The organism is Rhizobacter sp. P5_A1, from assembly GCF_056400745.1.
Map to the genome: position 1 here is coordinate 171,830 of NZ_JBFUKR010000004.1, position 24,721 is coordinate 196,550.

At 66.5% G+C, this 24,721-nt stretch carries 23 protein-coding genes; 12 read left to right on the forward strand and 11 right to left on the reverse strand.

From position 1 onward, the window contains the following. Positions 1-8: 8 nt before the first annotated feature. The 7 genes from AC1DTW_RS05950 to AC1DTW_RS05980 all read left to right on the forward strand — a co-directional run bounded on the left by AC1DTW_RS05950 (position 9) and on the right by AC1DTW_RS05980 (position 8,736). Complete coding sequence (locus tag AC1DTW_RS05950) at positions 9-905, forward strand: amidohydrolase family protein (protein ID WP_477980106.1); 897 nt, start codon at positions 9-11, stop codon at positions 903-905. Positions 906-923: 18 nt separating this feature from the next. Further along, positions 924-2,450 carry a sugar ABC transporter ATP-binding protein gene (locus AC1DTW_RS05955; protein ID WP_477980107.1) on the forward strand — a complete coding sequence of 509 codons (1,527 nt, stop codon included), beginning with the start codon at positions 924-926 and terminating at the stop codon, positions 2,448-2,450. A gap of 29 nt (positions 2,451-2,479) precedes the next feature. After that, the gene (locus tag AC1DTW_RS05960; protein WP_477980108.1) at positions 2,480-3,496 is read left to right on the forward strand and encodes an ABC transporter permease; all 1,017 of its coding nucleotides are present in this window, start codon (positions 2,480-2,482) and stop codon (positions 3,494-3,496) included. 59 nt (positions 3,497-3,555) lie between these two features. Beyond that, positions 3,556-4,497 carry an ABC transporter substrate-binding protein gene (locus AC1DTW_RS05965; protein ID WP_477980109.1) on the forward strand — a complete coding sequence of 314 codons (942 nt, stop codon included), beginning with the start codon at positions 3,556-3,558 and terminating at the stop codon, positions 4,495-4,497. A gap of 19 nt (positions 4,498-4,516) precedes the next feature. Further along, a complete protein-coding gene (locus tag AC1DTW_RS05970) occupies positions 4,517-5,302 on the forward strand; it encodes an L-fucose dehydrogenase (RefSeq protein ID WP_477980110.1) in 786 nt (261 codons plus the stop codon). 22 nt (positions 5,303-5,324) lie between these two features. Beyond that, positions 5,325-5,666 carry an L-rhamnose mutarotase gene (locus AC1DTW_RS05975; RefSeq protein ID WP_477980111.1) on the forward strand — a complete coding sequence of 114 codons (342 nt, stop codon included), beginning with the start codon at positions 5,325-5,327 and terminating at the stop codon, positions 5,664-5,666. 136 nt (positions 5,667-5,802) lie between these two features. Then, positions 5,803-8,736 (forward strand): PAS domain-containing protein, encoded by a 2,934-nt coding sequence (locus AC1DTW_RS05980; protein WP_477980112.1) that lies wholly within the window; start codon positions 5,803-5,805, stop codon positions 8,734-8,736. A gap of 140 nt (positions 8,737-8,876) precedes the next feature. Here the strand turns inward: AC1DTW_RS05980 and AC1DTW_RS05985 are convergent, their stop codons facing one another. Next, complete coding sequence (locus AC1DTW_RS05985) at positions 8,877-10,373, reverse strand: tripartite tricarboxylate transporter permease (RefSeq protein WP_477980246.1); 1,497 nt, start codon at positions 10,371-10,373, stop codon at positions 8,877-8,879. Further along, entirely contained in the window at positions 10,373-10,798 is a 426-nt protein-coding gene (locus AC1DTW_RS05990) for a tripartite tricarboxylate transporter TctB family protein (RefSeq protein WP_477980113.1), read from the reverse strand. The genes AC1DTW_RS05985 and AC1DTW_RS05990 overlap by 1 nt, the downstream gene beginning before the upstream one ends. Before the next feature lie 276 nt (positions 10,799-11,074). Here AC1DTW_RS05990 and AC1DTW_RS05995 point away from each other — a divergent pair, with 276 nt between their 5' ends. Together AC1DTW_RS05995 and pdxR are read left to right on the forward strand one after the other, a co-directional pair. Continuing rightward, positions 11,075-11,653 (forward strand): hypothetical protein, encoded by a 579-nt coding sequence (locus tag AC1DTW_RS05995; RefSeq protein ID WP_477980114.1) that lies wholly within the window; start codon positions 11,075-11,077, stop codon positions 11,651-11,653. A gap of 105 nt (positions 11,654-11,758) precedes the next feature. Then, the gene (gene pdxR / locus AC1DTW_RS06000) at positions 11,759-13,255 is read left to right on the forward strand and encodes a MocR-like pyridoxine biosynthesis transcription factor PdxR (RefSeq protein ID WP_477980115.1); all 1,497 of its coding nucleotides are present in this window, start codon (positions 11,759-11,761) and stop codon (positions 13,253-13,255) included. A 31-nt stretch (positions 13,256-13,286) separates the two neighbouring features. Here the strand turns inward: pdxR and AC1DTW_RS06005 are convergent, their stop codons facing one another. Further along, positions 13,287-13,745 (reverse strand): winged helix-turn-helix transcriptional regulator, encoded by a 459-nt coding sequence (locus AC1DTW_RS06005; protein ID WP_477980116.1) that lies wholly within the window; start codon positions 13,743-13,745, stop codon positions 13,287-13,289. On the opposite strand from AC1DTW_RS06005, the gene AC1DTW_RS06010 reads away from it, so the two are divergent. Next, positions 13,744-14,352, forward strand: a complete 609-nt coding sequence (locus tag AC1DTW_RS06010) for a hypothetical protein (RefSeq protein WP_477980117.1) — start codon at positions 13,744-13,746, stop codon at positions 14,350-14,352. The two genes, AC1DTW_RS06005 and AC1DTW_RS06010, sit on opposite strands and share 2 nt — an antisense overlap. 14 nt (positions 14,353-14,366) lie before the next feature. Here AC1DTW_RS06010 and AC1DTW_RS06015 read toward each other — a convergent pair whose 3' ends face one another. Together AC1DTW_RS06015 and AC1DTW_RS06020 are read right to left on the reverse strand one after the other, a co-directional pair. Next, positions 14,367-14,825, reverse strand: a complete 459-nt coding sequence (locus tag AC1DTW_RS06015) for an AAC(3)-I family aminoglycoside N-acetyltransferase (RefSeq protein WP_477980118.1) — start codon at positions 14,823-14,825, stop codon at positions 14,367-14,369. A gap of 19 nt (positions 14,826-14,844) precedes the next feature. After that, positions 14,845-15,165, reverse strand: a complete 321-nt coding sequence (locus AC1DTW_RS06020) for a winged helix-turn-helix transcriptional regulator (protein WP_477980119.1) — start codon at positions 15,163-15,165, stop codon at positions 14,845-14,847. 106 nt (positions 15,166-15,271) lie between these two features. Between AC1DTW_RS06020 and AC1DTW_RS06025 the strand changes: the two genes are divergently transcribed. After that, entirely contained in the window at positions 15,272-17,209 is a 1,938-nt protein-coding gene (locus AC1DTW_RS06025; protein ID WP_477980120.1) for an MBL fold metallo-hydrolase, read from the forward strand. Positions 17,210-17,262: 53 nt separating this feature from the next. Here the strand turns inward: AC1DTW_RS06025 and AC1DTW_RS06030 are convergent, their stop codons facing one another. The 3 genes from AC1DTW_RS06030 to AC1DTW_RS06040 form a co-directional block, all read right to left on the reverse strand. Further along, entirely contained in the window at positions 17,263-18,441 is a 1,179-nt protein-coding gene (locus tag AC1DTW_RS06030; RefSeq protein ID WP_477980121.1) for an aminotransferase class V-fold PLP-dependent enzyme, read from the reverse strand. A gap of 118 nt (positions 18,442-18,559) precedes the next feature. After that, on the reverse strand, positions 18,560-19,429 hold the full coding sequence (locus AC1DTW_RS06035; RefSeq protein ID WP_477980122.1) for an NmrA/HSCARG family protein: 870 nt from the start codon (positions 19,427-19,429) through the stop codon (positions 18,560-18,562). 41 nt (positions 19,430-19,470) lie between these two features. Continuing rightward, the gene (locus AC1DTW_RS06040) at positions 19,471-20,406 is read right to left on the reverse strand and encodes an NADP-dependent oxidoreductase (protein WP_477980123.1); all 936 of its coding nucleotides are present in this window, start codon (positions 20,404-20,406) and stop codon (positions 19,471-19,473) included. A gap of 103 nt (positions 20,407-20,509) precedes the next feature. Here AC1DTW_RS06040 and AC1DTW_RS06045 point away from each other — a divergent pair, with 103 nt between their 5' ends. Continuing rightward, entirely contained in the window at positions 20,510-21,385 is an 876-nt protein-coding gene (locus AC1DTW_RS06045) for a LysR family transcriptional regulator (RefSeq protein ID WP_477980124.1), read from the forward strand. Positions 21,386-21,671: 286 nt separating this feature from the next. Here AC1DTW_RS06045 and AC1DTW_RS06050 read toward each other — a convergent pair whose 3' ends face one another. The 3 genes from AC1DTW_RS06050 to AC1DTW_RS06060 all read right to left on the reverse strand — a co-directional run bounded on the left by AC1DTW_RS06050 (position 21,672) and on the right by AC1DTW_RS06060 (position 24,657). Further along, the gene (locus AC1DTW_RS06050) at positions 21,672-22,226 is read right to left on the reverse strand and encodes a glycine zipper 2TM domain-containing protein (protein WP_477980125.1); all 555 of its coding nucleotides are present in this window, start codon (positions 22,224-22,226) and stop codon (positions 21,672-21,674) included. A 159-nt stretch (positions 22,227-22,385) separates the two neighbouring features. After that, positions 22,386-23,654, reverse strand: coding sequence for a glycerophosphodiester phosphodiesterase family protein (locus AC1DTW_RS06055; RefSeq protein ID WP_477980126.1), 1,269 nt, complete (start codon positions 23,652-23,654; stop codon positions 22,386-22,388). A gap of 88 nt (positions 23,655-23,742) precedes the next feature. After that, positions 23,743-24,657, reverse strand: a complete 915-nt coding sequence (locus tag AC1DTW_RS06060; protein WP_477980127.1) for a patatin-like phospholipase family protein — start codon at positions 24,655-24,657, stop codon at positions 23,743-23,745. Positions 24,658-24,721 lie beyond the last annotated feature (64 nt).

A 24,721-nucleotide genomic window follows, 5' to 3' on the forward strand; every position in this document is an offset into this window, starting at 1 on the left:
GCATGAGCATGAGCAGCATGACCGCCCGCATCGATGCCCATCAGCACTTCTGGCGCCTCGCCCGTGGCGACTACGCCTGGCTGCGACCGGACGTGCCGGCGCTGCAGCCGCTCTACCGCGATTTCATGCCCGATGCTCTGCACCCTTTGATGCGCCGGCACCGTGTCGTCCGGACCGTGCTCGTGCAGGCCGCGGCGAGCGAGGCGGAGACGGCATTCCTGCTCGAACTCGCCGGCGCGCACGACTGGATCGGCGGCGTCGTCGGCTGGGTCGACCTGAGCCGGCGCGACGCGGTCGACGCGTTGCAGCGCTGGTCCCGCGATCCCAAGTTCAAGGGCGTGCGGCCGATGCTGCAGGATCTGCCGGAAGCCGACTGGATCGCGCGCATGCCGCACCCGGACACGGCGCAGGCGCTGATGGATCTCGGGCTGCGCTTCGACGCATTGGTCAAGCCGGCGCAGCTCGCGCCGCTGCTCGAGTTCGTGCGCCGCCATCCGGGACTGCCCGTGGTCGTCGACCATGCCGCCAAACCGCCACTGAGCGCGCCACTGAGCACCGGCTGGGATGCCGACTGGGTTGCGCGCTGGGAGCACGACATGGCCGCGCTCGCCGCGCACCCGCAGGTGATGTGCAAGCTGTCGGGGCTGTTGACCGAAGTCCCCGCGTCGCAGACCCGGACGCTGCCCGCCGCGATCGACGCCGTGCGCCCGGTGTGGGATCGCCTGCTCGAATGGTTCGGCCCGGATCGGCTGATGTGGGGCAGCGATTGGCCGGTGCTGAACCTTGCGGCAGACTTCGACCGCTGGGTCGAGGTGTGCGACGCGCTCATCGGCGCGCTGCCGTCGGCCGAGCAGGCGCGCATCTGGCACGACAACGCGAGCCGCTTCTATGCCCTCGCGCACTGACTCCATCTCGCCGACGCGATGAACACCGACCCAGCGAACCCGCTGATCTCGATCCGGCACCTCTCGAAGTCGTTTGCCGGCGTTCGCGCGCTCGAGAACTGCCAGCTCGAGTTGCTGCCCGGCGAGGTGCACGCCCTGATGGGCGAGAACGGCGCGGGCAAGTCGACGCTGATGAAGGTGCTGGCCGGTGTGTACCAGCGCGACGCCGGCGAGATCCTGCTCGACGGCCGCGCCATCGAGATCGACAGCCCGCGCGCGGCGCAGGCGCACGGCATCGGCATCGTCCATCAGGAGCTGTACCTGATGAGCCACCTGAGCGCCGCGCAGAACATCTTCATCGGGCGTGAACCGCGTCGAGGCTTCGGCCTGTTCCTCGACGACGACGCACTCGATGCGCAGGCGCGCCGCATCTTCGAGCGCATGAACCTGGCGCTCGACCCGCGCACGCCGGTCGGCACGCTGACGGTCGCGCGCCAGCAGATGGTCGAGATCGCGAAGGCGCTGTCGTTCGACTCGCGCGTGCTGATCATGGACGAGCCGACCGCGGCGCTGAACAACGAGGAGGTCGCCGACCTGTTCCGCATCATCCGGCAGCTGAAGGCGCAAGGTGTGGGCATCGTCTACATCTCGCACAAGATGGACGAGCTGCAGCAGATCGCCGACCGCGTCACCGTGATGCGCGACGGACGGACCATCGCGACGCTGCCGATGGCCGGCACCAGCGTCGATCGCATCATCGGCATGATGGTCGGGCGCGAGCTCGCCGCAATGACCAACGAGGCGTCCGACACCTCCCGCAACGAGGTCGTCCTCGAGGTGCGCGGGCTGAACCGCGGCAAGGCCATCCGCGACGTGAACTTCACGCTGCGCCAAGGCGAGATCCTCGGCTTCGCCGGCTTGATGGGCGCCGGCCGCACCGAAGTGGCCCGCGCGGTCTTCGGTGCCGACCGGGTCGATTCGGGCGAAATTCGCGTGCGCGGGGCGAACGCGGTCATCGGATCTCCGGCCGACGCGGTGGCGCACGGCATCGGCTACCTCTCCGAGGACCGCAAGCACTTCGGCTTGGCCACCGGGCTGGACGTCGAGACCAACATCGCGCTGGCGAGCATGTGGCGCTTCCTGAGGTTCGGCGGTCTCGTCGATGCGAATGCGACGCGCGCCGCGGCCGAACGCTACGTGCGGCAGCTGCAGATCAAGACGCCGTCGGTCGAGCAGCAGGTGGCGCGGCTGTCGGGCGGCAACCAGCAGAAGATCGTGATCTCGAAATGGCTGCTGCGCGACTGCGACATCCTGTTCTTCGACGAGCCCACGCGCGGCATCGACGTCGGCGCGAAGGCCGAGATCTACAAGCTGCTGAACGCGCTGGCCGCGCAGGGCAAGGCCATCGTGATGATCTCGTCCGAGCTGCCCGAGGTGCTGGCGCTGAGCCACCGCATCGTCGTGATGTGCGAAGGCCGGATCACCGGCGAGCTGCGCGGCGCCGACGCCACGCAGGAGAACATCATGCAGCTCGCCACCCAGCGTGAATCCATGAGCCCGGCCTGACGAGCGCCCCTACCACCGCGAACTGCACCATGACCGAACAAGTCTCCGTGGTCCCCCAGCGCCCGCTCGCGGCGCTGAAGCACACCCTCCTGAAACCGGCGACGCGCCAGAAGGCCATGGCCTTCGCGAGCCTGCTGGTGCTGATGATCTTCTTCAGCCTCGCCTCACCCAACTTCCTGCAGACCGGCAACCTGGTCAGCATCCTGCAGTCCACCGCCGTCAACGGCGTGCTCGCGATCGCCTGCACCTTCGTGATCATCTCCGCCGGCATCGACCTGTCGGTCGGCACGATGATGACGTTCTGCTCGGTGATGGCCGGCGTCGTGCTGACGTACTGGGGCATGCCGCTGTCGCTCGGCATCGTCGCGGCGATCTTCTTCGGCGCGCTCTGCGGCTTCACGAACGGCGTGCTGATCGCGAAGCTGAAGATCCCGCCGTTCATCGCCACGCTCGGCATGATGATGCTGCTCAAGGGCTTGTCGCTGGTGATCTCGGGCACCAAGCCGATCTACTTCAACGGCACGCCGGACTTCCCGGTGATCTCGCAGGACTCGCTGATCGGCTACCTCATTCCAGCGCTGCCGATCCCGAACGCGGTGCTGATCATGTTCGTGGTCGCCCTGCTCGCCAGCATCGTGCTGAACAAGACCCTGGTGGGGCGCTACACCTTCGCGCTCGGCAGCAACGAGGAGGCGGTGCGCCTGTCGGGGGTCAACGTGGTGTTCTGGAAGATCGTCGTGTACTCGATCAGCGGCGCGATCTGCGGCATCGCGGGCCTGCTGATCGCATCGAGGCTGAACTCGGCGCAGCCGGCGCTCGGCCAGGGTTACGAGCTCGACGCGATCGCCGCGGTCGTGATCGGCGGCACCTCGCTGTCGGGCGGCACCGGCACCATCATCGGCACCATCATCGGCGCGTTCATCATGAGCGTGCTGACCAACGGGCTGCGCATCATGTCGGTCGCGCAGGAGTGGCAGACGGTGCTCACTGGTCTGATCATCATCCTCGCCGTCTACACCGACATCCTGCGCCGCGGCAAGGCCTGAGCCCTTCAACAGAACCGCAGCCGGACGGATTCCGGAACCACCGAAACAGGAGACATTCCATGATCCAACGACGACTGCTGACCATCGCGCTGGCGGCGAGCGCCCTGTATGCCTTCGTGCCCTGCGCGTCGGCCCAGCAGATCTACATTCCGCTGATCTCCAAGGGCTTCCAGCACCAGTTCTGGCAGGCCGTGAAATCCGGCGCCGATCAGGCCGCCAAGGACTACAAGGTCACGGTCACCTTCGAGGGCCCCGAGACCGAGGCGATGGTCGACAAGCAGATCGACATGCTCGCCGCGGCGCTGGCCAAGAACCCGAAAGCCATCGGCTTCGCGGCGCTCGACAGCCAGGCCGCGACGCCGCTGCTGAAGAAGGCGGCGGCGGCGAAGATCCCGGTGATCGCGTTCGACTCGGGCGTCGACAGCGACATCCCGTTGACCACCACCACCACCGACAACAAGGCGGCCGCCGCGCTCGCGGCCGACAAGCTCGCCGCGCTGATCGGCGACGCGGGCGAAGTGGCCGTCGTGGCCCACGACCAGACCAGCCGCACCGGCATGGACCGGCGCGATGGCTTCGTCGACCGGATGAAGGCCGCGCACCCGAAGGTCAAGGTGGTCAGCGTGCAGTACGGCGGCGGCGACCAGCTGAAGTCGACCGAGGTGACCAAGTCGATCCTGCAGGCCTACCCGAACCTCAAGGGCATGTTCGGCGCCAACGAGGGCTCGGTGCTCGGCGTGGCCAACGGCGTGCGCGAGACGAAGCGCAAGATCGTGATCATCGGCTACGACTCGGGCAAGCAGCAGAAGGACGCGATCCGCGACGGCACCATCGCCGGCTCGATCACGCAGAACCCGGTCGGCATCGGCTACAAGACCGTCGAAGCCGCGGTGAAGGCGCTGAAGGGCGAGAAGCTGCCGAAGGTGATCGACACCGGCTTCTTCTACTACGACAAGAGCAACATGACCGATCCGAAGATCGCCGCGGTGCTCTACGACTGATCGCGCGAGGAGTCACCGCATGGACCTGCACCTTCAAGACAAGATCGTCATCGTCACCGGCGGCGGTGCCGGCATCGGCGGCGCGATCAGCCTGCAGCTGGCGCGCGAAGGCGCGGTGCCGGTCATCATGGGGCGCAGCCCGCTGAAGCCGGCATTCGTCGAGACCTTGACGGGGCTGTGCCCGCGCTTCGGCTTCTTCCAGCTCGAGCTCGAGGACGAACCGGCGTGCACCGATGCGGTAGGCCGCACGATCGCGAAGTTCGGCGGCATCGATCGGCTGGTCAACAACGCCGGCGTCAACGACAGCGTCGGCCTCGAAGCCGGCCGCGCCGCGTTCGTGCGGTCTCTCGAGGCCAACCTCGTCCACTGCTACGTCATGGCGCACCTCTGCGTCGAGCAGCTCAAGGCGCGGCGCGGCGCGATCGTGAACATTTCGTCGAAGACCGCACTCACCGGCCAGGGCGGCACCAGCGGCTATGTCGCCGCAAAGGCCGGGCAGCTCGGGTTGACGCGCGAATGGGCGGCCGCGCTCGCGCCGCACGGCGTGCGCGTCAATGCGGTGCTGCCCGCCGAGGTCATGACGCCGCTCTACGAATCGTGGCTGAAGACCCGCCCCGACCCGGCCAGTGCATTGGCCGACATCACCGCACGCATCCCGCTCGGGCAGCGCATGACGACCGACCAGGAGATCGCCGACATGGTCGTCTTCCTGCTGTCCGACCGATCGTCGCACACCACCGGGCAGTGGCTGCACCCCGACGGCGGCTACGTGCACCTGGACCGCGCGCTGCCCTCAAGCCACTGACCTGAGCCGCGGAAAGCACGCCATGCGCCGATGCCTGATGCTCGACCTTCGCGACGACCCGGTGCTCATCAAGGAGTACGAAGCGCGGCACCGCGCGATCTGGCCCGAAGTCGCGGCGCACATGCGCGCGCACGGTGTGATCGGCATGCAGATCTATCGCCTCGGCACGCGCCTGTGCATGGTCATGGACACCGACGACGCGGTCTTCGACGCTGACCGCATGGCCCATGCCGCGGCCACCGATGCGCGGTTGATCGAGTGGGAGAGACAGATGTGGCGCTACCAGGTCCCCACACCCTGGACGCCTGCGGGCGCCAAGTGGGTCGTCGCCGAACCGATCTTCGATCTGGCACTGCAGCCTTGAATCGCCGCTGGGCCCCGTCCGCGGAGATGCGGCACTTGTACAGAGCGAGCGATTTCTTCCGATAGTGCCGCGCGCCGCTCGCCGCGGCGCTATATTGGCCGCTGGTCAGGGATCTTCGTAGAAGAGGGGTCCCGAGGTGCATTCCGTCGATCTCGTCTGGATCGTGCTCGGCTGCATTGCGATCGGCGCGGTCGCGGGCGCACTGGCGACGTGGCTCCTCGTTCGGCAGCGCGTGCGCGCACGCGATAGCCCCATCGGCGACGAGCGCGCGCTGATGCGCACTCTCATCGATCTGATGCCCGACTACATCTACGCCAAGGATCGTGCGGGCCGGTTTGTGCTTGCCAACAACGCCGTCGCGCGCGTGATGGGCGCGGACTCGCCGCGTCAGCTCATCGGCCGGACCGACGCCGACTTCTACTCCCCCGAGATGGCGGCCAAATTTCGCGCCGACGAAGAGTCGGTGCAGCGCGGCGAAGCGCTGAGCGAGCGCGAGGAGCTCGGGACCGACTCGGGGGCCGGCGAGGCACGCTGGCACCTGACCACGAAGCTGCCGGTGCGCGACGCGCGCGGCGAGGTCGTCGGGCTCGTCGGCGTCAGCCGCGACATCCATAGCCGCAAGCTCGCCGAAGAAGAGATCCTCCACCTGAACGCCGAGCTCGACCAGCGCGTCCGGGACCGCACCGCCGAACTGGCGGCCGAGCGCCACCTGCTGCGCACCTTGATCGACAACGTGCCCGACGCCATCTACGCGAAGGACACCGAGTCTCGCTACGTTCTGGTCAACCAGGCGATGGCGGCGGGCGTGGACACGACGCCTGCCGAATTGCTGGGCCGCACCGTCTTCGACTGCTACCCGCCCGAGCAAGCGCAGCGCTTTTTCGACGACGACCGCGAAGTGATGCGCTCGGGCCAGGCGCTCATCGGCCGCGAAGAAGTGGCGCTCGACCGCAGCACCGGCGGCCAGCGCTGGATGCTGACGACCAAGGTGCCGCTGCGCGACGACGGCGGGCGCATCGTGGGTATCGTGGGGATCAGCCGCGACATCGGCGAGCTGCGGCGCGTGCAGGAACTGCGCATCGCCAAAGAGCGCGCGGAGGCGGCCAACGAAGGCAAGAGCCGCTTCCTGGCCAACATGAGCCACGAGATCCGCACGCCAATGAACGCCATCCTCGGCATGTCGCAGCTGGCGATGCAGAGCGGCTTGAACGACACGCAGGCTCGCTACGTGAGCCACGTGCAACGCGCTGCGGAGTCATTGATGGCCATCCTGAACGACATCCTGGATCTGTCCAAGATCGAGGCCGGCCATCTCGAGATGGAATGCGTCGAGTTCGACCTCGACGAAGTGCTGGACCGGCTGGCCGCAGTGATCGGACTGAAGGCCGAGGAAAAGGGTGTCGAGCTGATCTACGCGCTGCCGCCGCGGCTGCCGCGCCGCCTGCTGGGCGACCCGACACGGCTCGGACAGGTACTCCTCAATCTGGCCAGCAATGCGGTCAAGTTCACCGAACGCGGCGAGGTGGTCGTATCGGCCGCGCAGTCCGAGCGCGAGGACAACGCCGTTCGACTCGTCTTCGAGGTGAGAGACACCGGCATGGGGCTGCGGGCAGAGGAGATCGCTCGCCTCTTCCAGCCCTTCACGCAGGCGGACAGCTCCACCACCCGGCGCTTCGGGGGCACTGGCCTGGGCTTGGCCATCAGCCGCCACCTGGTGCAGATGATGGGCGGCGAGATCACCGTGGACAGTGAGCCCGGGCGCGGCAGCCGCTTCCGCTTCAGTGCCCGGTTCGGACTGCCCGAGGTCACCGCGGGCACACAACGCGGATTCGAGCAGCTCCACGGGCTGCGGATTCTCGTCGTCGATGACAACGAATGCGCGCGCGAGCACATGGCGGACATGACGCGCGCGTTGTCGCTCGAGGCACAGACTGCAGCCGACGGCGGCACCGCGTTGACGGCGATCAGCGCCGCCGATGCCGCCGATCGGTCCTTCGACCTCGTGTTGCTGGACTGGAAGATGCCCGGCATGGACGGTGTGGAGGTCGCGCGCCAGCTGACCGGGATGACGCTGCGCCACAGGCCGCCGGCGGTGCTCATGGTCACCGCGTTCAGCCGCGACGAAGCACGGCGACGCGCGACCGCGGCAGCGGCGCCGGTGGCGGCGATGCTGGCCAAGCCCGTCACGCCTTCCACCTTGCTCGACGCGTGCCTGGATGTGCTGCTGCCCAGTCGACCCGGCTCGGCGACGCTCCAAAGCGAGGATGCGACCCTGGCGCGCCAGCGGCTGTCGCTGGCGGGGGCACGTCTGCTACTCGTCGAGGACAACCCGGTCAATCAGGAACTGGCGTGCGAACTGCTACGCGGGGCCGGTATCGAGGTCGTGGTGGCCGACAACGGCGTGCGGGCACTGCACATGTTGGAGCAGCAGACTTTCGACGGCGTTCTGATGGATTGCCAGATGCCCGAACTTGATGGCTACGAGACCACCCGGCGACTGCGCCAGGACGCGCGTTGGCGGGAGCTTCCGGTGATCGCGATGACAGCCAACGCGATGGTTGGCGATCGCGACAAGGCCCTGGCGGCGGGAATGAACGACCATGTGGCCAAGCCGATCAAGCTCGCTCAGCTCTTCGGCACATTGGCCCGCTGGATCGCCTCCGCCAGCGCCGCATGTGCGGCCAGTGGACCGTTCGACGAAGCCGTCTTGCGCGAAAGCGGTGTGGAACCTGGCAGTGCGCTCCACGGTCGGCTGCTGGCGATGTTTGCCGAGCGCAGCAGCCACTTCTGCGCTCGGTTTGAAGCTGCGGCAGGCGACCAGGTCACTGCGAGGCGCCTGGCCCACGACCTGAAGTCCGAGGCCGCCACGCTGGGCGCATGCGCGCTGAGCGCGGCAGCGGCCGACCTCGAGGCCGCCTGCGTCCAGAACGCGGCGGATCGGGAGATCGAAACGCAGCTGGATCGCGTCCAGGCTGCGCTGGCCCCGGTGCTGCACGCGCTTCACGATTCGCGGGCCAGGGCTTTGAAACCGTCTGCCTCGGGCAGCAATGCCGGCGTTGACGCTGCTTGACGGCGTGGACTGAGTTCGCGCGGTCGCGACTCAGGACACCACAATATCCGAGCCGCGCGTTCGTCTATCCGCACGAGGTCGAAGACATCCTGCAGGATGCGTTCTACGAGTTCGTCGTGGCTTCTTCTCCCCCACGACCATCACGCGGTTTGCGCAGTCCCATTTCGGGCCTGCCAGAAGAAGGCCGCGAGCTGCCACACCACGAAGATGCCGATCAACCCCAGCAGGGTGCCACTGATGGGGCGGGCAAAGAACGCCCCGAATTGCCCACGACTCAAGAGCAGCGCGCGGCGGAAGTTCTCTTCCAGCATGGGGCCGAGGATGAAGCCGAGCATGAGCGGAGCGGGATCCAGATCCAGGCGCATGAACATGTAGCCGATGAACCCAAAGACGGAAGTGATGAAGATGTCGTCCAGGTTGTTGTTGACGCTGTAGGTGCCGATGCAGCAGAAGAACAGGATCGACGGGAACAAGACGCTGTAGGGAATCTTGAACACCGACAGCCAGTAGCGCACCAGCGGCACGTTCAGCGTGATCAGGAAGCAGTTGCCCACCCACATGCTGGCCACCAGACCCCAGAACAGATCGGGGTGGCCGGCGATCATGTTCGGCCCGGGCTGGATGCCCTTGATGATGAACGCCGCCATCATCAGCGCCATCACCGCGTTCTCGGGAATGCCGATGCTCATCAGCGGGATGAAGCTGGTGCGCGCAGCCGCCTCGTCGGCGGCGGCTTGGCCGGCCACGCCTTCGATCGCGCCGCTGCCGATCTCGTGCTTGTACTTGCTGACCTTCTTGTCGACCGCATAAGCGGCGAACTGCGCGATCACCGGGCCGCCGCCAGGCAAGATGCCCAGGAAGGAACCGATCACGCTGCCTCGCAAGGCGCTGGGGATGATGCGCTTGAACTCGGGCCAGGTCGGCATGAGGTTGATCTTGCCGTTGAAGGGCGTGCGCTCGTCCTTGTTGTCGAGGTTCTTGGTGATCTCGGCAATGCCGAAGCAGCCCAGCGCGATGCTCACCAGACCGACGCCTTCGGCCAGGAACGGCAGGTCCATCGTGAAGCGCGGCAGGCCGCTGTTCACGTCGGTGCCGATCTGCCCCAGCAGCACGCCGATCAGGCACATGGCCATGCCGTTGAGCAGGCTGCCGGTGGTGACGAAGCTCACGCAGACGAAGCCCACCAGCATGAGGGCGCAGTAGTCGGCCGGCCCGAACAGGAAGGCCACCTCGCCGAGCATCGGAGCGAAGAACGAAAGCACGACGATGGCCACCGTGCCGCCGATGAAACTCGAGACGCCGGCGGTGAACAGGGCCAGCCCGGTCTTGCCCTTGAGCGTCATCTGGTAGCCGTCGATGCAGGCCACGATGCTGCTGGCGTGCGGGATCTTCATCGTGATGGCGCTCACGCTGTCGCCGTACTGGGCGCCGTAGTAGATGCCGGCGAGCATGATCAGCGCGCCGCCCGTGGGGATCGAATAGGTCAGCGGCAGCAAGATGCTGATCGTGGCCAGGGGGCCCAGTCCGGGCAGCAGGCCCACGAGCGTGCCCACCGTGCAGCCGATCGCGCAGTACATGAGGTTCTGCCAGGTCAGCGCGACGCCGAAACCGAGCGCGAGGTTGTGCAGGACGTCCATCAGTAGAGGGGCAAGTTGAAGCCGAGGAGTTTTTGGAATGCCAGGGCCACGGCGATCAGGCCGGCCGCGATCTTGAGGTTGCGCGCCACCGAATACGAGGAACTGCCGGCAAACGAGGCGCAGAACACCATGAACGCGATACCCGCGATCATGTTGAGATGCTCGGAGATCAACGCAAACCCGCACAGGCTCGCCAGGATGATGGCGATGTTCTTCCAGTTGAAGGCCAGGGGGACATGTTCGACCAAGCGCGAACGCAGCACGGTGATCAGGCCGATCAGGAGCAGAAGAGAGCTCACCAGCAGCGGGAACAGGCCCGGCCCGGCGTGGCTGAACTGGCCTATCGGATAGCGCAGCGACTGCAGGCCGAAGGCCAGCGAGATCGCGATGAGGAACAGGCCCCGGACGAGATTTCGATCATTCATGAAGTTCAGCTGCGATTGGCCACGAGGTCTGCCGAAACGAGTCCTCGATGGATGACGGGCGGCCAGCGTCCGCTCCTGCCCGTGCAGCCTAGCTCCCGATCGACTTTGGTTCGTACGTACATCTACGTAAAGCCGCTCGTGCCAAATCGCCAGCACTTGCAGGGCCGATTGCCGTCAGCGCACCGGGTGGCCCAGGAGAGAACGGTCCGAGTGGCTCTGGAGCAAGCTTGCCCGCACGTCGAAGATGCGCGGCACCCCAACATCATGCGTGATCACATGAACTTCAAGACATCGATCCGGGCACTGATCGCCGCTTGCGCGGCGCTCGGCCTCGTCGCCCTTTGCCACGCAGACGATGTGCCGGCGGCCCCTGCCGATGCAGCCCGCGACGGACAGCACGACTTCGACTTCAACCTCGGGGTATGGAAGACCCACATCAAGCGCAACATGACGCCGCTCACGGGCCGCACGGAACTCGTCGAGATGCACGGGACGGTCCGCGTGCGACCCGTGTGGAACGGCAAGGCCTTGCTCGAAGAGATCGAGGCGGACGGGCCCCGCGGTCACTGGCAGGCCATGACATTGTTCCTGTACAACCCGCAAACCCGGCAGTGGAGCATGTCGTTCGCCAACAGCGCGAACGGGAAGCTGGACATCCCGATGATCGGGTCCTATGCAGGCGGCCGGATCGAGTTGTACCAGCAGGACAATGTCGGCGGCCGCTCGATCTTCGTGCGCGGCACCTGGTCGAACATCACGCCGATGTCCCACAGCTACCAGGAAGACTATTCCGACGACGGCGGCAAGACATGGGAGCCGTCGTTCACGGCGCGCCTCACGAAGCAGGCCTCGTGATCGCAGGTCGTGCCCCTCGTTGCCGGCGGCGGCCCGCTGGGCGAACGGGCAGCGCGCCGTTGGAGCGTGGAGCCCTATGATGGCGCCCGTCCTGAGCGCAGCACCGTGACCGTCGTCTTCGAACTCCAGATCGAGCGTCCCGCGCCCGGTGCACGCGACGCCGCGAAGAACCTGCATCAGCAGCTCAGGCAGGCCATCATCGACGGCCGCCTGGCCGCAGGCACCCGCTTGCCCCCGACGCGCCTGTCGCCGCAGTGCTTCGGCGTCTCGCGCAATACCCTGAGCGAAGTCTACGAACGCCTCCTCGACGAGGAGATGGTCACGACCCGCCGCGGGGCGGGAACATACGTCGCCGGGCGCCGGAGACGATCGCCCACACGACCAGATGCACGCGAGATGCCGCCGCCGCCAGGCCGGCAGCTGAATCCCTTCTGGCTGAGCGAGGATGTTCGTTCCGCCATGGGCTTCTGGGACGATTCGACGGACGTCGCGGCCCGGCCTATCGCCGATTTCCGGCCGGCGCAGGTCGACTCGCGCGAATTTCCCCACGCCACGTTTCGCCGCCTCATGGCACAGCAGCTACGGGCGTTGGACCGGCGGCCGCCGAGTGCCCGCGGCCCCCGCGGCAACCAGGGCAATCGCGGCTTGCGCGCGGCGATCGCCCATCACATCGCGTTGACGAGGGCCGTGGCGTGCGCTCCCGACGAGATCGTGGTCACCGCCGGCGCGCAGCAAGCGTTCGACCTGCTCGCGCGCGTGCTGGTGATCCCCGGAAGCACTGTGGTTGCGGTCGAAGATCCCGGCTATCCGCCGATGCGCGTGGCATTTGCCGCGGCGGGCGCGCGGGTCGCGCCGGTCCCGATCGACGAAGAGGGCCTTCGGGTCGACGCGATCCCCCGCGACGCGCGCGTCGTGTGCCTCTGCCCGTCGCACCAATTCCCGATCGGCGTGACGATGTCCGCGCGGCGGCGTGCAGAGTTGCTCGCCTTCGCTCGCGGCACCGGCGCCGTCGTCGTCGAAGACGACTACGACGGTGAATTTCGCCTCGAAGGCAGCCCGTTGCCGGCCCTGCGCACACTGGATGCCTCCGACGTGGTCTGCTATGTCGGAACGTTCTCGAAATGCATGCTGCCTTCGTTGCGGCTGGGGTTCGTCATCGCGCCGGCATGGATGCGTGACGCCGTCACGGCGGCAAAGAACTGCGTGGATTGGCATTGCCCGACGGCGACGCAGCTCGGCGTGGCGGCCTTCATGCAGGAAGGCCACCTGGCGCGGCACATCCGACGCATGCGCGGGATCTATGCGGCGCGAAAGCAGCACCTGTGGCGCAGCCTCGAGGCCGATTTCGCGGGTCTGCTGACTCCGGTCCCATCGAGTTACGGGATGCACGTTTGCGCGTTGGCGACGAACGGATTCGAGGTCGAGCAACTGTGCGCCCGAGTGCGCGCGGACGGCGTGGAGCTGCACAGCCTCAATCGCTACTACGCTGGCACGGCCACCAGCGCCGGGCTGGTCTTCGGGTTGGGCACGTCGGACGAAGCTGCGATCAATCGTGGCCTGCGGTCGTTGCGCAAGGCCGCCAAAGGGTCGTTCATGCCCTGATCGCCAGCGGCTCAGACCCGTCTGCGCCGCGCTATGGAGCGCCGATGCCGGCGCCGCAGATCGCGCGTGCGTCCGTCGCGATGTCCGGCGTCCCCGTGCGAGCGTGGAAGTCCTGGTGCGCCATGCCCCAGCGACGGATTGCTTCGGCCACCGGCAGCAGCGACTGGCCGTGCGGCGCGAGCGCGTAGATCACCGGCGCGGGCACCGGACCGCGCTGTTTGCGGTCGATCAGTCCGTCGGCTTGCATTTCGCGCAGTTGCTGCGCCAGCACCTTGGCGCTCATTTGCGGGAGGCTGCGCCGCAGCGCGGCGAAATGCATCGGACCATCGGAGAGCCGGTACACGATGAACAACTTCCAACGCCCGCCCATCGCGGCGAGCGCGGCCGTGAGAGCGCAACCGGACACCGCGTTGGCGCGAGCGACGCCCGGACGGTTACCTGCAGGTGCCTTCTTTGTGGTTGGGATCGTGTTGGCTACAGTGGTTTCCATGTCCTCGATCTCCCCTCTTCGGGCCGTGCGCATCGCCGTCGTTGTCATGGCCGTCGCGGGTGCCGCAGCTTGCGCAGATACCTCGCTGCAACCGAGCCCCGGCCATGATATGGCGCCCGCGATTCCTCAGACGCCGGCCGGCACGCCGCACGATTTCGATTTCGAGCATGGCCGCTGGCGCACGATGCTGCGACGGCTCCTGCAACCGTTGAGCGGCTCGCAAGCGTGGGCCGACTACACCGGCACCAGCAACGTCCATCCGTTGCTTGGCGGGCGCGCGAATCTCGTCGAGCTCGAGGTCGCCGGCCCGCCTGGCCGCATCGAAGGGGTTTCGTTGCGCCTGTTCGACACGCAGCGCCAGCGCTGGACCCTGAACTTCTCCAACGTGACAGGTGGAACGCTGGGGCTGCCCATGAGCGGCGGCTTCAACGGCGGCCGGCACGGCATCTTCTACAGCGCCGAGACGTTCAAGGGCAAGCCGATCCTCGTCCGATTCGTCATCGACGTACTGGATGCGGACCATTGCCGCTTCGAGCAGGCGTTCTCCGCCGATGGAGGCGCCACTTGGGAGGTCAACTGGATCGCCCTCGATACGCGGCTGCCTTGATCGCTTGAAGTCACTCAGGGCACGGGCAGGTCGAAGTGCAGCACCTCTTCGCGCAGACCCAGCTTCTCGTAGAGCGCAATGGCCGGCTCGTCGCCGTGATCCGCCTGCACGAAGACGACCCACGCGTCGCGCTCGTGCGCGATGGTGCGCAGTCGCTCGAGCAGCCGCGTCGCAATCCCTTGCCGTCGATGCGATTCAGCCACGGCAAGGTCGTAGATGTAGACCTCGCTGCGAGCGCGCTCCAACTTGCACAGCTCGTAGGCCACCAACCCACCGACGACATTCGCATCTTCGAGGGCCACGAGCACGATCACGTGGTCCCTGCCCAGCGCCTGCCGGCAGTAGGCGTCATCCGGCGGCGCCCCCGCATAGCTGCGCTCGTCATCGAAGGCCGCGGCGAACACGGCATTCAACTGGCGCAGCAGGCCGACATCGGCCGCAGTTAGGTGTCGGATCTTCGAGGCGGCGTGCATGCATTGCCGGCTGGGCCGTTCAGCCGAGCCGCTTGTTGCCCCAGTCGCGCATCGCCTTCACGATGGGGCCGAGGCTCTTTCCCTTGTCGGTCAGCACATATTCCAGCCGCGGTGGTCGCTCGCTGTAGAGCGAGCGCCGCACCAGGCAGTTGTCTTCCATCGTCTTCAGACGAGCCGACAGGATGTTTGGTGCCACGCCGGGCAGCGCGGCCTGGAAGTCCTGAAATCGCCGCGGGCCATGCAGCAGCAGGTCGCGCAGCAGCAGGATGGTCCATCGTTCGCCGATCAGGTCCAGCGTCCTGGCGACCGGGCAATCGTCGATCTGATAACTCTTCGCCATGTCGGCAGCTTATCAAGTTGACTTCTCTTTCGCAAGTAACTAGTCTTTCGATAGTCCATTGCACATCGCAAGCCAGTCGTACGACCCTTCACTGTGGGAGCAGCGCATGAACGTCCTCCGTCGATGGCTCTTCATCCTGGGCTGCGGCGCCGGTGTGCTGCTGATGGCCGACCTGAGCACTGGCGCCGCCGACGCCCGCGCCGGCAACGCCGCGCCCGTCGCCGGCGACCGCCCGGAGTTGGCTTACCTCGAGCAGGTCAACCGCTGGCGCCCGCCGTCGGACCCGCAGCTCATCTTTCTGCTGATGGGCCAGTTCGCCAACGCGGGCCGGCATGCCGAGGGCGCCGCCTTCTTCGAAGACCTGCGCCGCCGTTTCGGCCCTCAGCTGACCGACGGGCAGCGCGCGATCTACCTGACGGCGATCGCCGTACTGCGCGCCGGGCACGCCAACGACGTCAGCTTGCTCAAGCGCTACGGCTGGGTTCGCGACACCGTGCGCATGCTCGACGATGCCAAGCAACTGACCCATGGCGAGGCCTTCGTGATGCGCTGGATGTCGGGCGTCGTGCGCGCCCAGCTGCCCGGCTTCTTCGGCGAGCGCGACGCGGCGCTGGCCGACCTCACCTGGTGCCTGTCGCACGCCGACAAGGCGCCGCATGCGAACTGGCTGCGCGAAGTGCACTTTCACCTGGCATCGGTGCAGCGCCAGCGCGGCAACCTCGCCGAGGCTCAGCGCGAGCAGGCGCTCAGCGGCTACGCGGTGACCTCCAAGCCGGTGCTTTTCACCACCGCGTTTTCCGGCGACGCCGTCTCGGGCCACAAGTTCTCACCACGCGCGATCCGGGAGGTGGTGTCGGGCACGGTATACGCGCTGTCGGGCTTCGAGTTCACCGAGTACTACTTCATCGTGTCGGCGAACCGGCGCGAGCTGATCGCCATCGACGCCGGCTCGCGGCCCGACGCCGCACGCGAGGCGCACGAGGCGCTGCGCGCGCTCGTGCCTGCGCTGCCGCCGCTGACCACGGTGTTCGTCACCCACTCGCATTGGGACCACGTGGGCGGGCAGCGCTATTTCCGCAGCCTGAACCCGGCGCCGCGCTTCGTCGCCCGCGCAAACTACGCCGATGAGCTTGCGCTCGATGCAGGTGCCGACCCGGCCACGCTGAAGCGATTCTTCGGCCGCGGCTTCCGCTTCGACGACGTGCTCGCCTTCAAGCCCGACGTGACGATCGCCCAGCCGACCGAGATGACGGTCGGCGGCACCCGCTTCTCTCTGCAGCCGGTGCGCGGCGGCGAGACTGACGACGCGCTGCTGATCCACATGCCGGACCACGGCGTGCTGTTCACTGGCGACATCCTGATGCCGTATCTGGGTGCGCCCTTTGCCAACGAAGGCAGCCTCGACGGCATGCTGGCCGGCATCGACCAGGTCAACGCGTTGAAGCCGCGCATGCTGCTACACGGCCACGAGCCCTTGACCCGCCTGTTCGATTCGACCGCGATGCTGTCCGACCTGCGTGTGCAGCTCGTGTGGCTGCGCGACCAGGTGGCCGCCGAAATGACCAAGGGCACGACCCGCGCAGCGATCCAGCAGGCCAACCTGATCCCGCCGACGCTGGAGCAGAGCCCGGCGTCGGTGCACCTGGCGTATCTGGTGCTGCGCGAGAACACGATCAATCGCCTGTTCCAGCAGCACAGCGGCTACTGGCAGAACGGCCTGCAGGGCCTCGATACGTTGAGCGACGCTGACCACGGCGCAGCGCTGATCGACTATCTGGGCCTGAGTGAATCACAGGTCTTGGCGGCTGTTGACCGGATGGTGGCCGACGGCCGACACGAACTCGCTGCGTCGACGCTGCGCGCGGTTCAAGCGCGGTTGCCGGCAAGCGAGCGATTGAGCGCGTCGCGTCGCGTCGTGTACCTCAAGCTGATGGAAAAGGTCCAGGAATTCGACCCGTTCAAGTTCATCCTCTATGCCGACCAGATCGATCAGGCAACGGCGCAGATGAGTGCTCCCGCCGGGTCCGCACCGGACGGGCGCTGAGCGGCGACATCATCGACAGATCGCGCGCGCGGCGTGATGCGGTTGCCAGTGCACTAAGCTTGCCGTCCCTGCTGCTCGAGTACACGATCCAGTGCTTCCACGAATCGCTGCAGCTCGGACTTGCGGGTGTAGACATGCGGAGAAACTCGTAAGCCCTCGATCGGCCCGACGCAACGGTACTTCACGTGCACCTGGTGCCTTTCCCGCAATTCCCGCTCGACATGCTTCATGTCTGCGCCGTCGATCGAGAACAGGCTGACTGCAGCGAGCCGCTCGTCATCGATCGGTGTATGCAGCCTGAACCCTCGAACGCTGCGAGCCAGCGCCACCCAATAGCGCGTCAATTCCCGCAAGCGAGCGTGCATGGCCTGGACACCGACTTCGCGGTATGCCTCGATCGCGGGGCCGATCCCTGCTTGCAGGGCGGAGTTGTACGTCCCCAGATTCCAGTGGTCGAACTTGTCGATGCGTTCGGGCACGTCTTCGAACGGTGCCATCAATGGCCAGGTGGACGCGATGCGGTCGCGGCGCACGATCAGCATGCCGTTCCCCACCGGTGCACCCAGCCATTTGTGGAGGCTGGTGACGAAGAAGTCGCAGCCCAGCGATCGGAAGCTGACGGGCATTTGCGCGAAGGTCTGCGCACCGTCCACCAAAGACAGCACGCCATGTTCGCGCGCCATCTCGCACAGACGCTGCGCAGGGAGCACCCGCCCGGTCCAATGCAGCATGTGCGTCAGTTGCATCACGCGCGTGCGAGGCGTCAGCGCAGCCGCGTACGCGCGCACGATGGCGTCGTCATCGTCGAGCGGGTCGAAGGGCACTTTCACGGCCCGGATGCCTTCGCGTGAGGCGCGCTGCTGCCAGCCGCCAAGGGAACTCGGATAGTCCCACTCCGATACCACCACCTCGTCCCCAGGCTGCATCTGAACGCCGAAGATGACCGTGCTCAGCCCCTCGGTCGAGTTTCGGTTGAGCGCGATCTCGGAAGGATCGCAATCGACGAATGCCGCGAGCGCCTCCTTGGTCGAAGGCAGACTCGCGTCGAGGCCGGACCACATGTTGACGTCCGGATTGCGGCTGATCAGGCGGAAGGCGTCGATCACCGCCTGCTCGACGACCCGCGGTGGCGGGCTGACGGCCGCGTTGTTCAGATTGAGCAGCGGCTCCTGCGCCGGATAGCGCGCACGCACCTGCTCCCAGCGCTCGTCGTCTTGTAGAGGGTCTTGCATCGTCGGTTCGCTCCTGCAGTGGGCAGGCAATGGTGCCGCGCGTAGCGCGAAAGATGATGCGCAACTTCCGGTTGCGGTCAGCACGACCTGCTGAAGCGACGTACGCGAAGCGCGCCGCCTACGACGCGGCAACGGCCCCCTTGACGAAGTCGGTGTACTTGCGCAGTGGGCGGCCGAGGATGGCCTGCAGGCGATCCGCGGCGCCGTCCGCACCGTGCATGCCGAACTTCTGAATCCCGGCCATCATCAGGCGCATGTCGTAGGCAAGCCAGGATGGCCCGAACGCGGCCATCTGCACTTCGAAGGCCGCCACGTCGTCCCCGCCGTAAGTCACTTCGCGACCGAGCGCGGCACTCCAGATCTTGGCCACCGACGCTCCAGTCAACAGCTCGGGCCCGACCAGTTCCAGCGTCACGCGTGACGAGGGCGCGAGCGCGCGGTCGCGGCGCAGCAGTTCGGCGACGGCGACGTCCGCGATGTCTCGCGCATCGATCATCGCGACGCCCGCCGAGCCGATCGGCATCGGGTAGATGCCGTAGCCCTGGATCACCTGCTGGACCATGCGCTCGTTCTGCATGAAGTAGGCGGGCCGAAGAATGGTCGCCGCAATCTCGAGGCTCTCGATCATTCGCTCGACCGTGTACTTGCCGGTGAAGTGCGGCACGTTGGTGAACTTGTCCGCGTGGATGACCGACAGGTAGACGACGCGCTCGATGCCAGCCTCGCGAGCCAGATTCAGCGCGACGAGGGCTTGCGTCACTTCGTCGGGCGTGACCGCGTTCAGCAGGAACAACGTGCGCGCCGACGACAGTGCCGCGCGCAGCGAGGGCACGTCGGTCAGGTCGCCGACGACCTCCTTGACGCCCGCCGGGAAGCGTTGCTTGCCGGGGGTGCGAACGAACGCGCTGACTTCAGCGCCGGCGGCGGCCAAGCCTTGGACGACGAGGGAACCGATGGTGCCGGTGGCACCGGTGACGAGAATGCTCATGGAAGTCTCCGGGGGTAGCGAGGGGTGGTGGGGGAAATTGATCAGCGCGAGAAGTCAGCGACGACCTTGCCGATCCGAGGGTCGGTGCGATTGCGTTCGATGGCTGCGGGGATGTCGTTGAAGCCCACGACCTCGCTGAGCTTCGAGATCAGCGTGCCTTGGGCGATCTCCGCTGCCAGCTGTTCCAGAAGGGGAGCGTCCGGCTTGTTCACGAACCACAGTCCGCGGCGGCCAGTCGGCGTGCGTGCAAGGATGTCGGCAGAAGTCGTGCCGACGATCGCGCCGTCCTTCGTCAACACCTGCCACGAGCGATCAAGCACTTCGCCGCCGACATAGTCGAGCACCAGATCGATGTCCCGCGCGACCGACTCGAAGCGTTGGGTTTGGTAGTCGATGACGTGGTCCGCGCCCAGGCTGCGCACGTACTCGACGTGCGCGGTCGACGCGGTTGCGAAGACTTCGGCGCCGGCCCGCTTGGCGTACTGCACGGCATAACCGCCCAGCCCACCCGCTGCGCCGTGGATCAAGATTCGCTGACCTGCGGCGATCGGACCTGCGTGGTGCAAGCTGTGCCAGGCTGCCACCGCCGCCACCGGGACGCCGGCCGCATGGACGTCGTCCAGGCCTTGCGGCGTGCGCACCAGGTTCGCCTCGTCGACCGTCACGAAATCGGCATAGGCACCCAGTTGGCCAAGCGGCCCCATGACGCGATCGCCCACGCGAAAGCGCGATGCGCCGGGCCCGACCGCCTCGACGGTACCCGCGAGCTCGATACCCAGCACAGCGGGCAGTTGAAGCGGGAAGGCCTTCTGGACGAGACCTTCACGAACTTTCCAATCGATGCCGTTCACGCCGGCGGCGCGAACGCGCACCAGCACCTGGCCCTGTCTGGCTGCGGGCCTTGCGATCTCGGCGACCTCGGCCGCGGTAGCACCGCCATAGGCGCGGATCAGGACAGCGCGTTGAGTGGTGGTCATTGCAGTTTTCTCGTATCGAAGTTGCGATGACGAGAAGATAGGCTGTTGCACTGACAAAACGAAGGCGCCAAAATCAAGACGCTTCGTTTCAATTTCGGAACACATGGACCTGAACGCATTGACTGACTTCGCGCTCGTCGCGACGAATGGAGGACTGGGGAAGGCAAGCCGTGCGAGCGGGAGATCGAAGGCGACCCTGTCCCGGCGCATCGCGGACCTGGAAGAGCAACTCGGCGTGCGACTCATCGAGCGCAGCGCCCGCGGGCTCAAGCTCACGGAAGCCGGCCAGATGCTGATGGATCGCACCGAAGGGCCGATGCACGAGGTGGCTGAAGCCATGACTTCCGCTCGCGAGGGCTTGTCGGCACCGCGCGGACGGCTGCGTGTCGCTTCGCCGGTGCTGTTCTCCCAGCTCGCGATGGGCCGCATCTCTGCCGAATTCTGCGCGGCCTACCCCGAGGTCACCTGCGAGGTGGTGGCGGAGGATCGCCTGGTCGACCTCGTCGAGGAGCAGTTCGACGCGGCGATTCGAATCAATCCGAGCCCGGACAGCAGCCTCGTGGGCCGATGCTTCGCCAAGGACCGGCTGGTGGTCGTGGCCGCGCCCTCTGTGCCTGTGCCAACCCCCGGCAAGGTCAGGCCCGTCTCAAGCATCGTGTCCTCAAGCTTCCAACCTACGAATTGGAAGCTCGACGACGGACGGCTGATCCTGGCGCCGATCCCAAGGCTGAGACTTTCCTCGTTCCTGATGATTCGCGACGCTGCGGTCGCGGGCGCCGGCGCTGCCCTGATACCGCAGTCCATCGCGTGGAACCAACTGAGTCGCGGAGAGCTGGTTCAGTGGGGCACGGTTTCGGGCGTGGAGGTCGCGCTCTGGGTCCTGCATACATCGCGACGACTTCCTGCGCCGAAGGTTCGGGCGTTTGTCGAGTTCATGTGCGCGCAATATCCGAAGGAGTCTCTCGTACTGAACGGCTAGAAGACTGGCGACACGACAAACTGACCCCCTGACGACAGGAGGAATTGACCTCCTTCGTGGAAGGAGGTCGAGCAAGCTCCCCGGTCCGAGTGGATCGAAGGGAGGCAGGCGATGCAAACGCCTGAGGACGTACAAGCGATGCTCAAGCTGGCGTCGCTGGGCTGGGGAGCCAAGCGCATCAGCCGAGATCTGGGCTGCAGAGAACTGCGGTCTGGAACCTGGGCACTGCCGCGCTCATCGTCGCGGTCGGCCGTTGGCCCGGCCATCGACGATGGCTACTGCGCGACTACGACTTGTTGTCGGAAGGTGGCGGGGTCGCCACCACCTGCCCGTCCTTCACCGGCAGCTTCGGGCCCGGCTTGAAGGACGTCCGCACCACGCCATCCTTGCCATCGAGGCGATAGCTGACGTTGTACCCGACCACCTTCTGCGATTTTTCGTTCACGGTCTTGCAGCGGTGCTCGGTCGTCGTGGCGACATCCTTCTCTTGCAGGTTCTTCTGGACCCGGTTGCCGGCATAGCCCCCGGCGGCGGCGCCGGCGACGGTGGCGATCGTCTTGCCCTTGCCGCCACCGACGGCACTGCCCAACAGGCCGCCCGCCAGCCCGCCAACCACGGTGCCGGCAATGCGATGCTCGTCCTTCACAGGCGCCTGATGCTGCACCTTGACGTCTTCGCATCTCTCCTGCGGAGTCACCACCGTCTCGGTGACCTCCTTCACCGCGACGACGTCGGCAAACGTCGGCTTCGTCATCGCCTGGTAGCCCGTGACGGCGCCGGAGCCGAGCACCACCATGGCGATGCCGCCGACTGCCATTCCCTTGATCATTGATTTGTCCATGCGAATCTTCCTCGGCCTTTGCGCGTGATGTGTCTGGGCACTTCAACGCTGGCGCTGCCGGTCTGGTTCACAAGAGCTTGTGATCAATCGTAAGAGGCGGCCGCGCGCGTTGGCCTGTCGATCGCTTGGAAACCACGACCTGATGCCGTTTGACTGCCCTCACAGCCCCATGCAGTTCGCGTAGTACGTCACCGTGCCCGGCCAGTCCGAGAAGAGTCCAATCACTTTCACCTGCTTGGCCAGCGCGTCCAGCGCCTTGTACATGTCACTGTCGCGGCGGATGGCGGCCCCGGTGGGATCGAACCCGTAGTAGCTGCCCTTGCCGGCGGCCCCCTTGGTCAGGTCCACGCGTTCGAACGACCAGCTGATGATCTTCAGACCCGCGGCATTGATGTCCAACGCGTACTGCGAGGGCACCACCTGCCCGGCCGCGTCCACGGCCAGCAGCGCCTGAATCGGCGGCGCGATGATCTGCACGCCGGCGGCCTTCAACGCGGCCAGCTGCGCATTCGTCTGGCGCGGGATCGGCGGGTTCGTCGTGGGATCGACCGAATCCAGATACACCGCCTGGCGGCCGAACGACGGCTCGTTGTGGATCCAGTACAGGATGTCGTTCAGATCGAACGATTGCGCCCACACCTTCTTCGGGTCGACGCCGGCCGCCTTGTAGGTGTCGATCATCTTCTGCGCGTACTGCGCCTGGCCGCCGAAGATGGCCTGGATGCGCGCCGGGTCGCCGCTCTTCAGCTCGGGGGTCTGGCCGACGCCCCATTGCCTGATCAGCTCGATGTGCTCCTTCAGCGTCACCACGTTGCCGGCGGGTCGGCCCGTGTACAGGTCGGTGCGCCACGCCGGCGTGCCGCTCAGGTAGCCCGTCGGCGTGGTCGCCGCCGGATTGCTGGCGTCCATCTTCGCCTTCAGGCTCTTGAACTCGGACAGCGTGATGTCGCTGGTGCAGCACTTCGGCGCCGGGCCGCCCTTCGTCCACGGCACCGAACAGGCGTTGTTCAGCGGCGTCGCGACGATGTTGGTCGTCGTGTGCAGGTCGCATTCGGAGTGGCGGCACACGAGCTCGCCATCGCGCGTGAACGTGACGTCGCATTCGATGATGCCGGCGCCCATGCGGTGCGCGGCCTCATAGCTCTCGTGCGAATGCTCGGGGAATTCGAGCGGCGCGCCGCGGTGGCTGATCGAGAAGCGCGACGTGTAGAACGGGCCCGCCTCGCATTGCTTCAGACGGTCCTTCAGCGCACTGTCGTCCATGCCCTCGACGAGGTAGAACGGGCGCACCCCGACCTGCACGTCGAGGCGTTCGGCGCGGCCGCGGCGGTCGCCGTCGCGGTCATCATCGCGGCCACCGGCGCTGGCCAGCGTGGCCGCGGTCGACAAGGCCAGCATCGCGGTGAGTAGCCTCAGGAAAGTTCTCATGCCGATCTCCTTCTCATGTTGTGGGCTTGGGGTGGTCTCATTCTTCGCCGCCAGCATGGCAGGCGCGTGACACGAACCGGCTTCTCCTTTAGCGCCCGGTCTTCGCAAACGCCTGAGCGGCGCGCTCGCGTCCGAGTGCGATCAGCTCCTCCGCGCGCCAGAACTCGTAGAAGCCGCATGCGTTGCGCGGAATCTCCACCGTGACGCCCGGAGAGTACGTGGCGAGCTTGAGGCGCGCGATCGTGTCCTGCATCGTTTGCATGGAGACGAATGCGACATCGAAAAGGCCGCGCGCCGGCGCACCGGACGAGCGCGCGAGGTGCAGGCTCTCGATGAAGGCGCGGATGCGTCGCCGGTACATGTTGCTGTTCGCGATCGGAGCGGTCTCGGCAGGCACAGGCAACGACTCGGCGGCGCCACTGAGGTTGACAGCGATCGTGAGATCGGTGTCGTCATTGAGCGTGGGCGCGATCGGCAGCGGATTCACCAACGCACCGTCGAGCAGCGTCCGGGCGCCGTGCTTGAAGGGCGTGAAAACCAGCGGTGTGGCGATCGAGGCGCGGATCGCGTCGAACAACCTTCCTTCGCGCAGCCAGACTTCTTCACCGGACTCGAGATCGGTTGCCACGGCAGTGAAGGAAATCGGCAGCTCCTCGATCGCGCAATCCCCGATCAGTTCGCGCAGCACGCCCATGATGCGCTCGCCCTTGAAGAGCCCGTCGCGGCCGAAGGTCGGATCGAGCAGCCGCAGCACCTGAATGCGCTCGAGCGCCAACACCCACTCGGCATAGATCTCGAGCTTGCTGGTGGCGTAGATCCCGCCGACGAGCGCCCCCATCGACGAGCCGGCAATCGAGCGAATGTCGTAGCCGTTTTCGGTCAGCCACTGGATCACGCCAATGTGCGCCAGGCCGCGAGCACCGCCGCTGCCGAGAACGAGCGAAACGGTCGTTGAGTGTGCCAATGCCAGGAAGCCAGGAAGCCAAGCGCTGTAGCCGCGCACTTTAACTCGATCGAACCGATCGAACCGCTCTCGAACCCAGCCCCCGCATCTGGGTGGAGCCTGT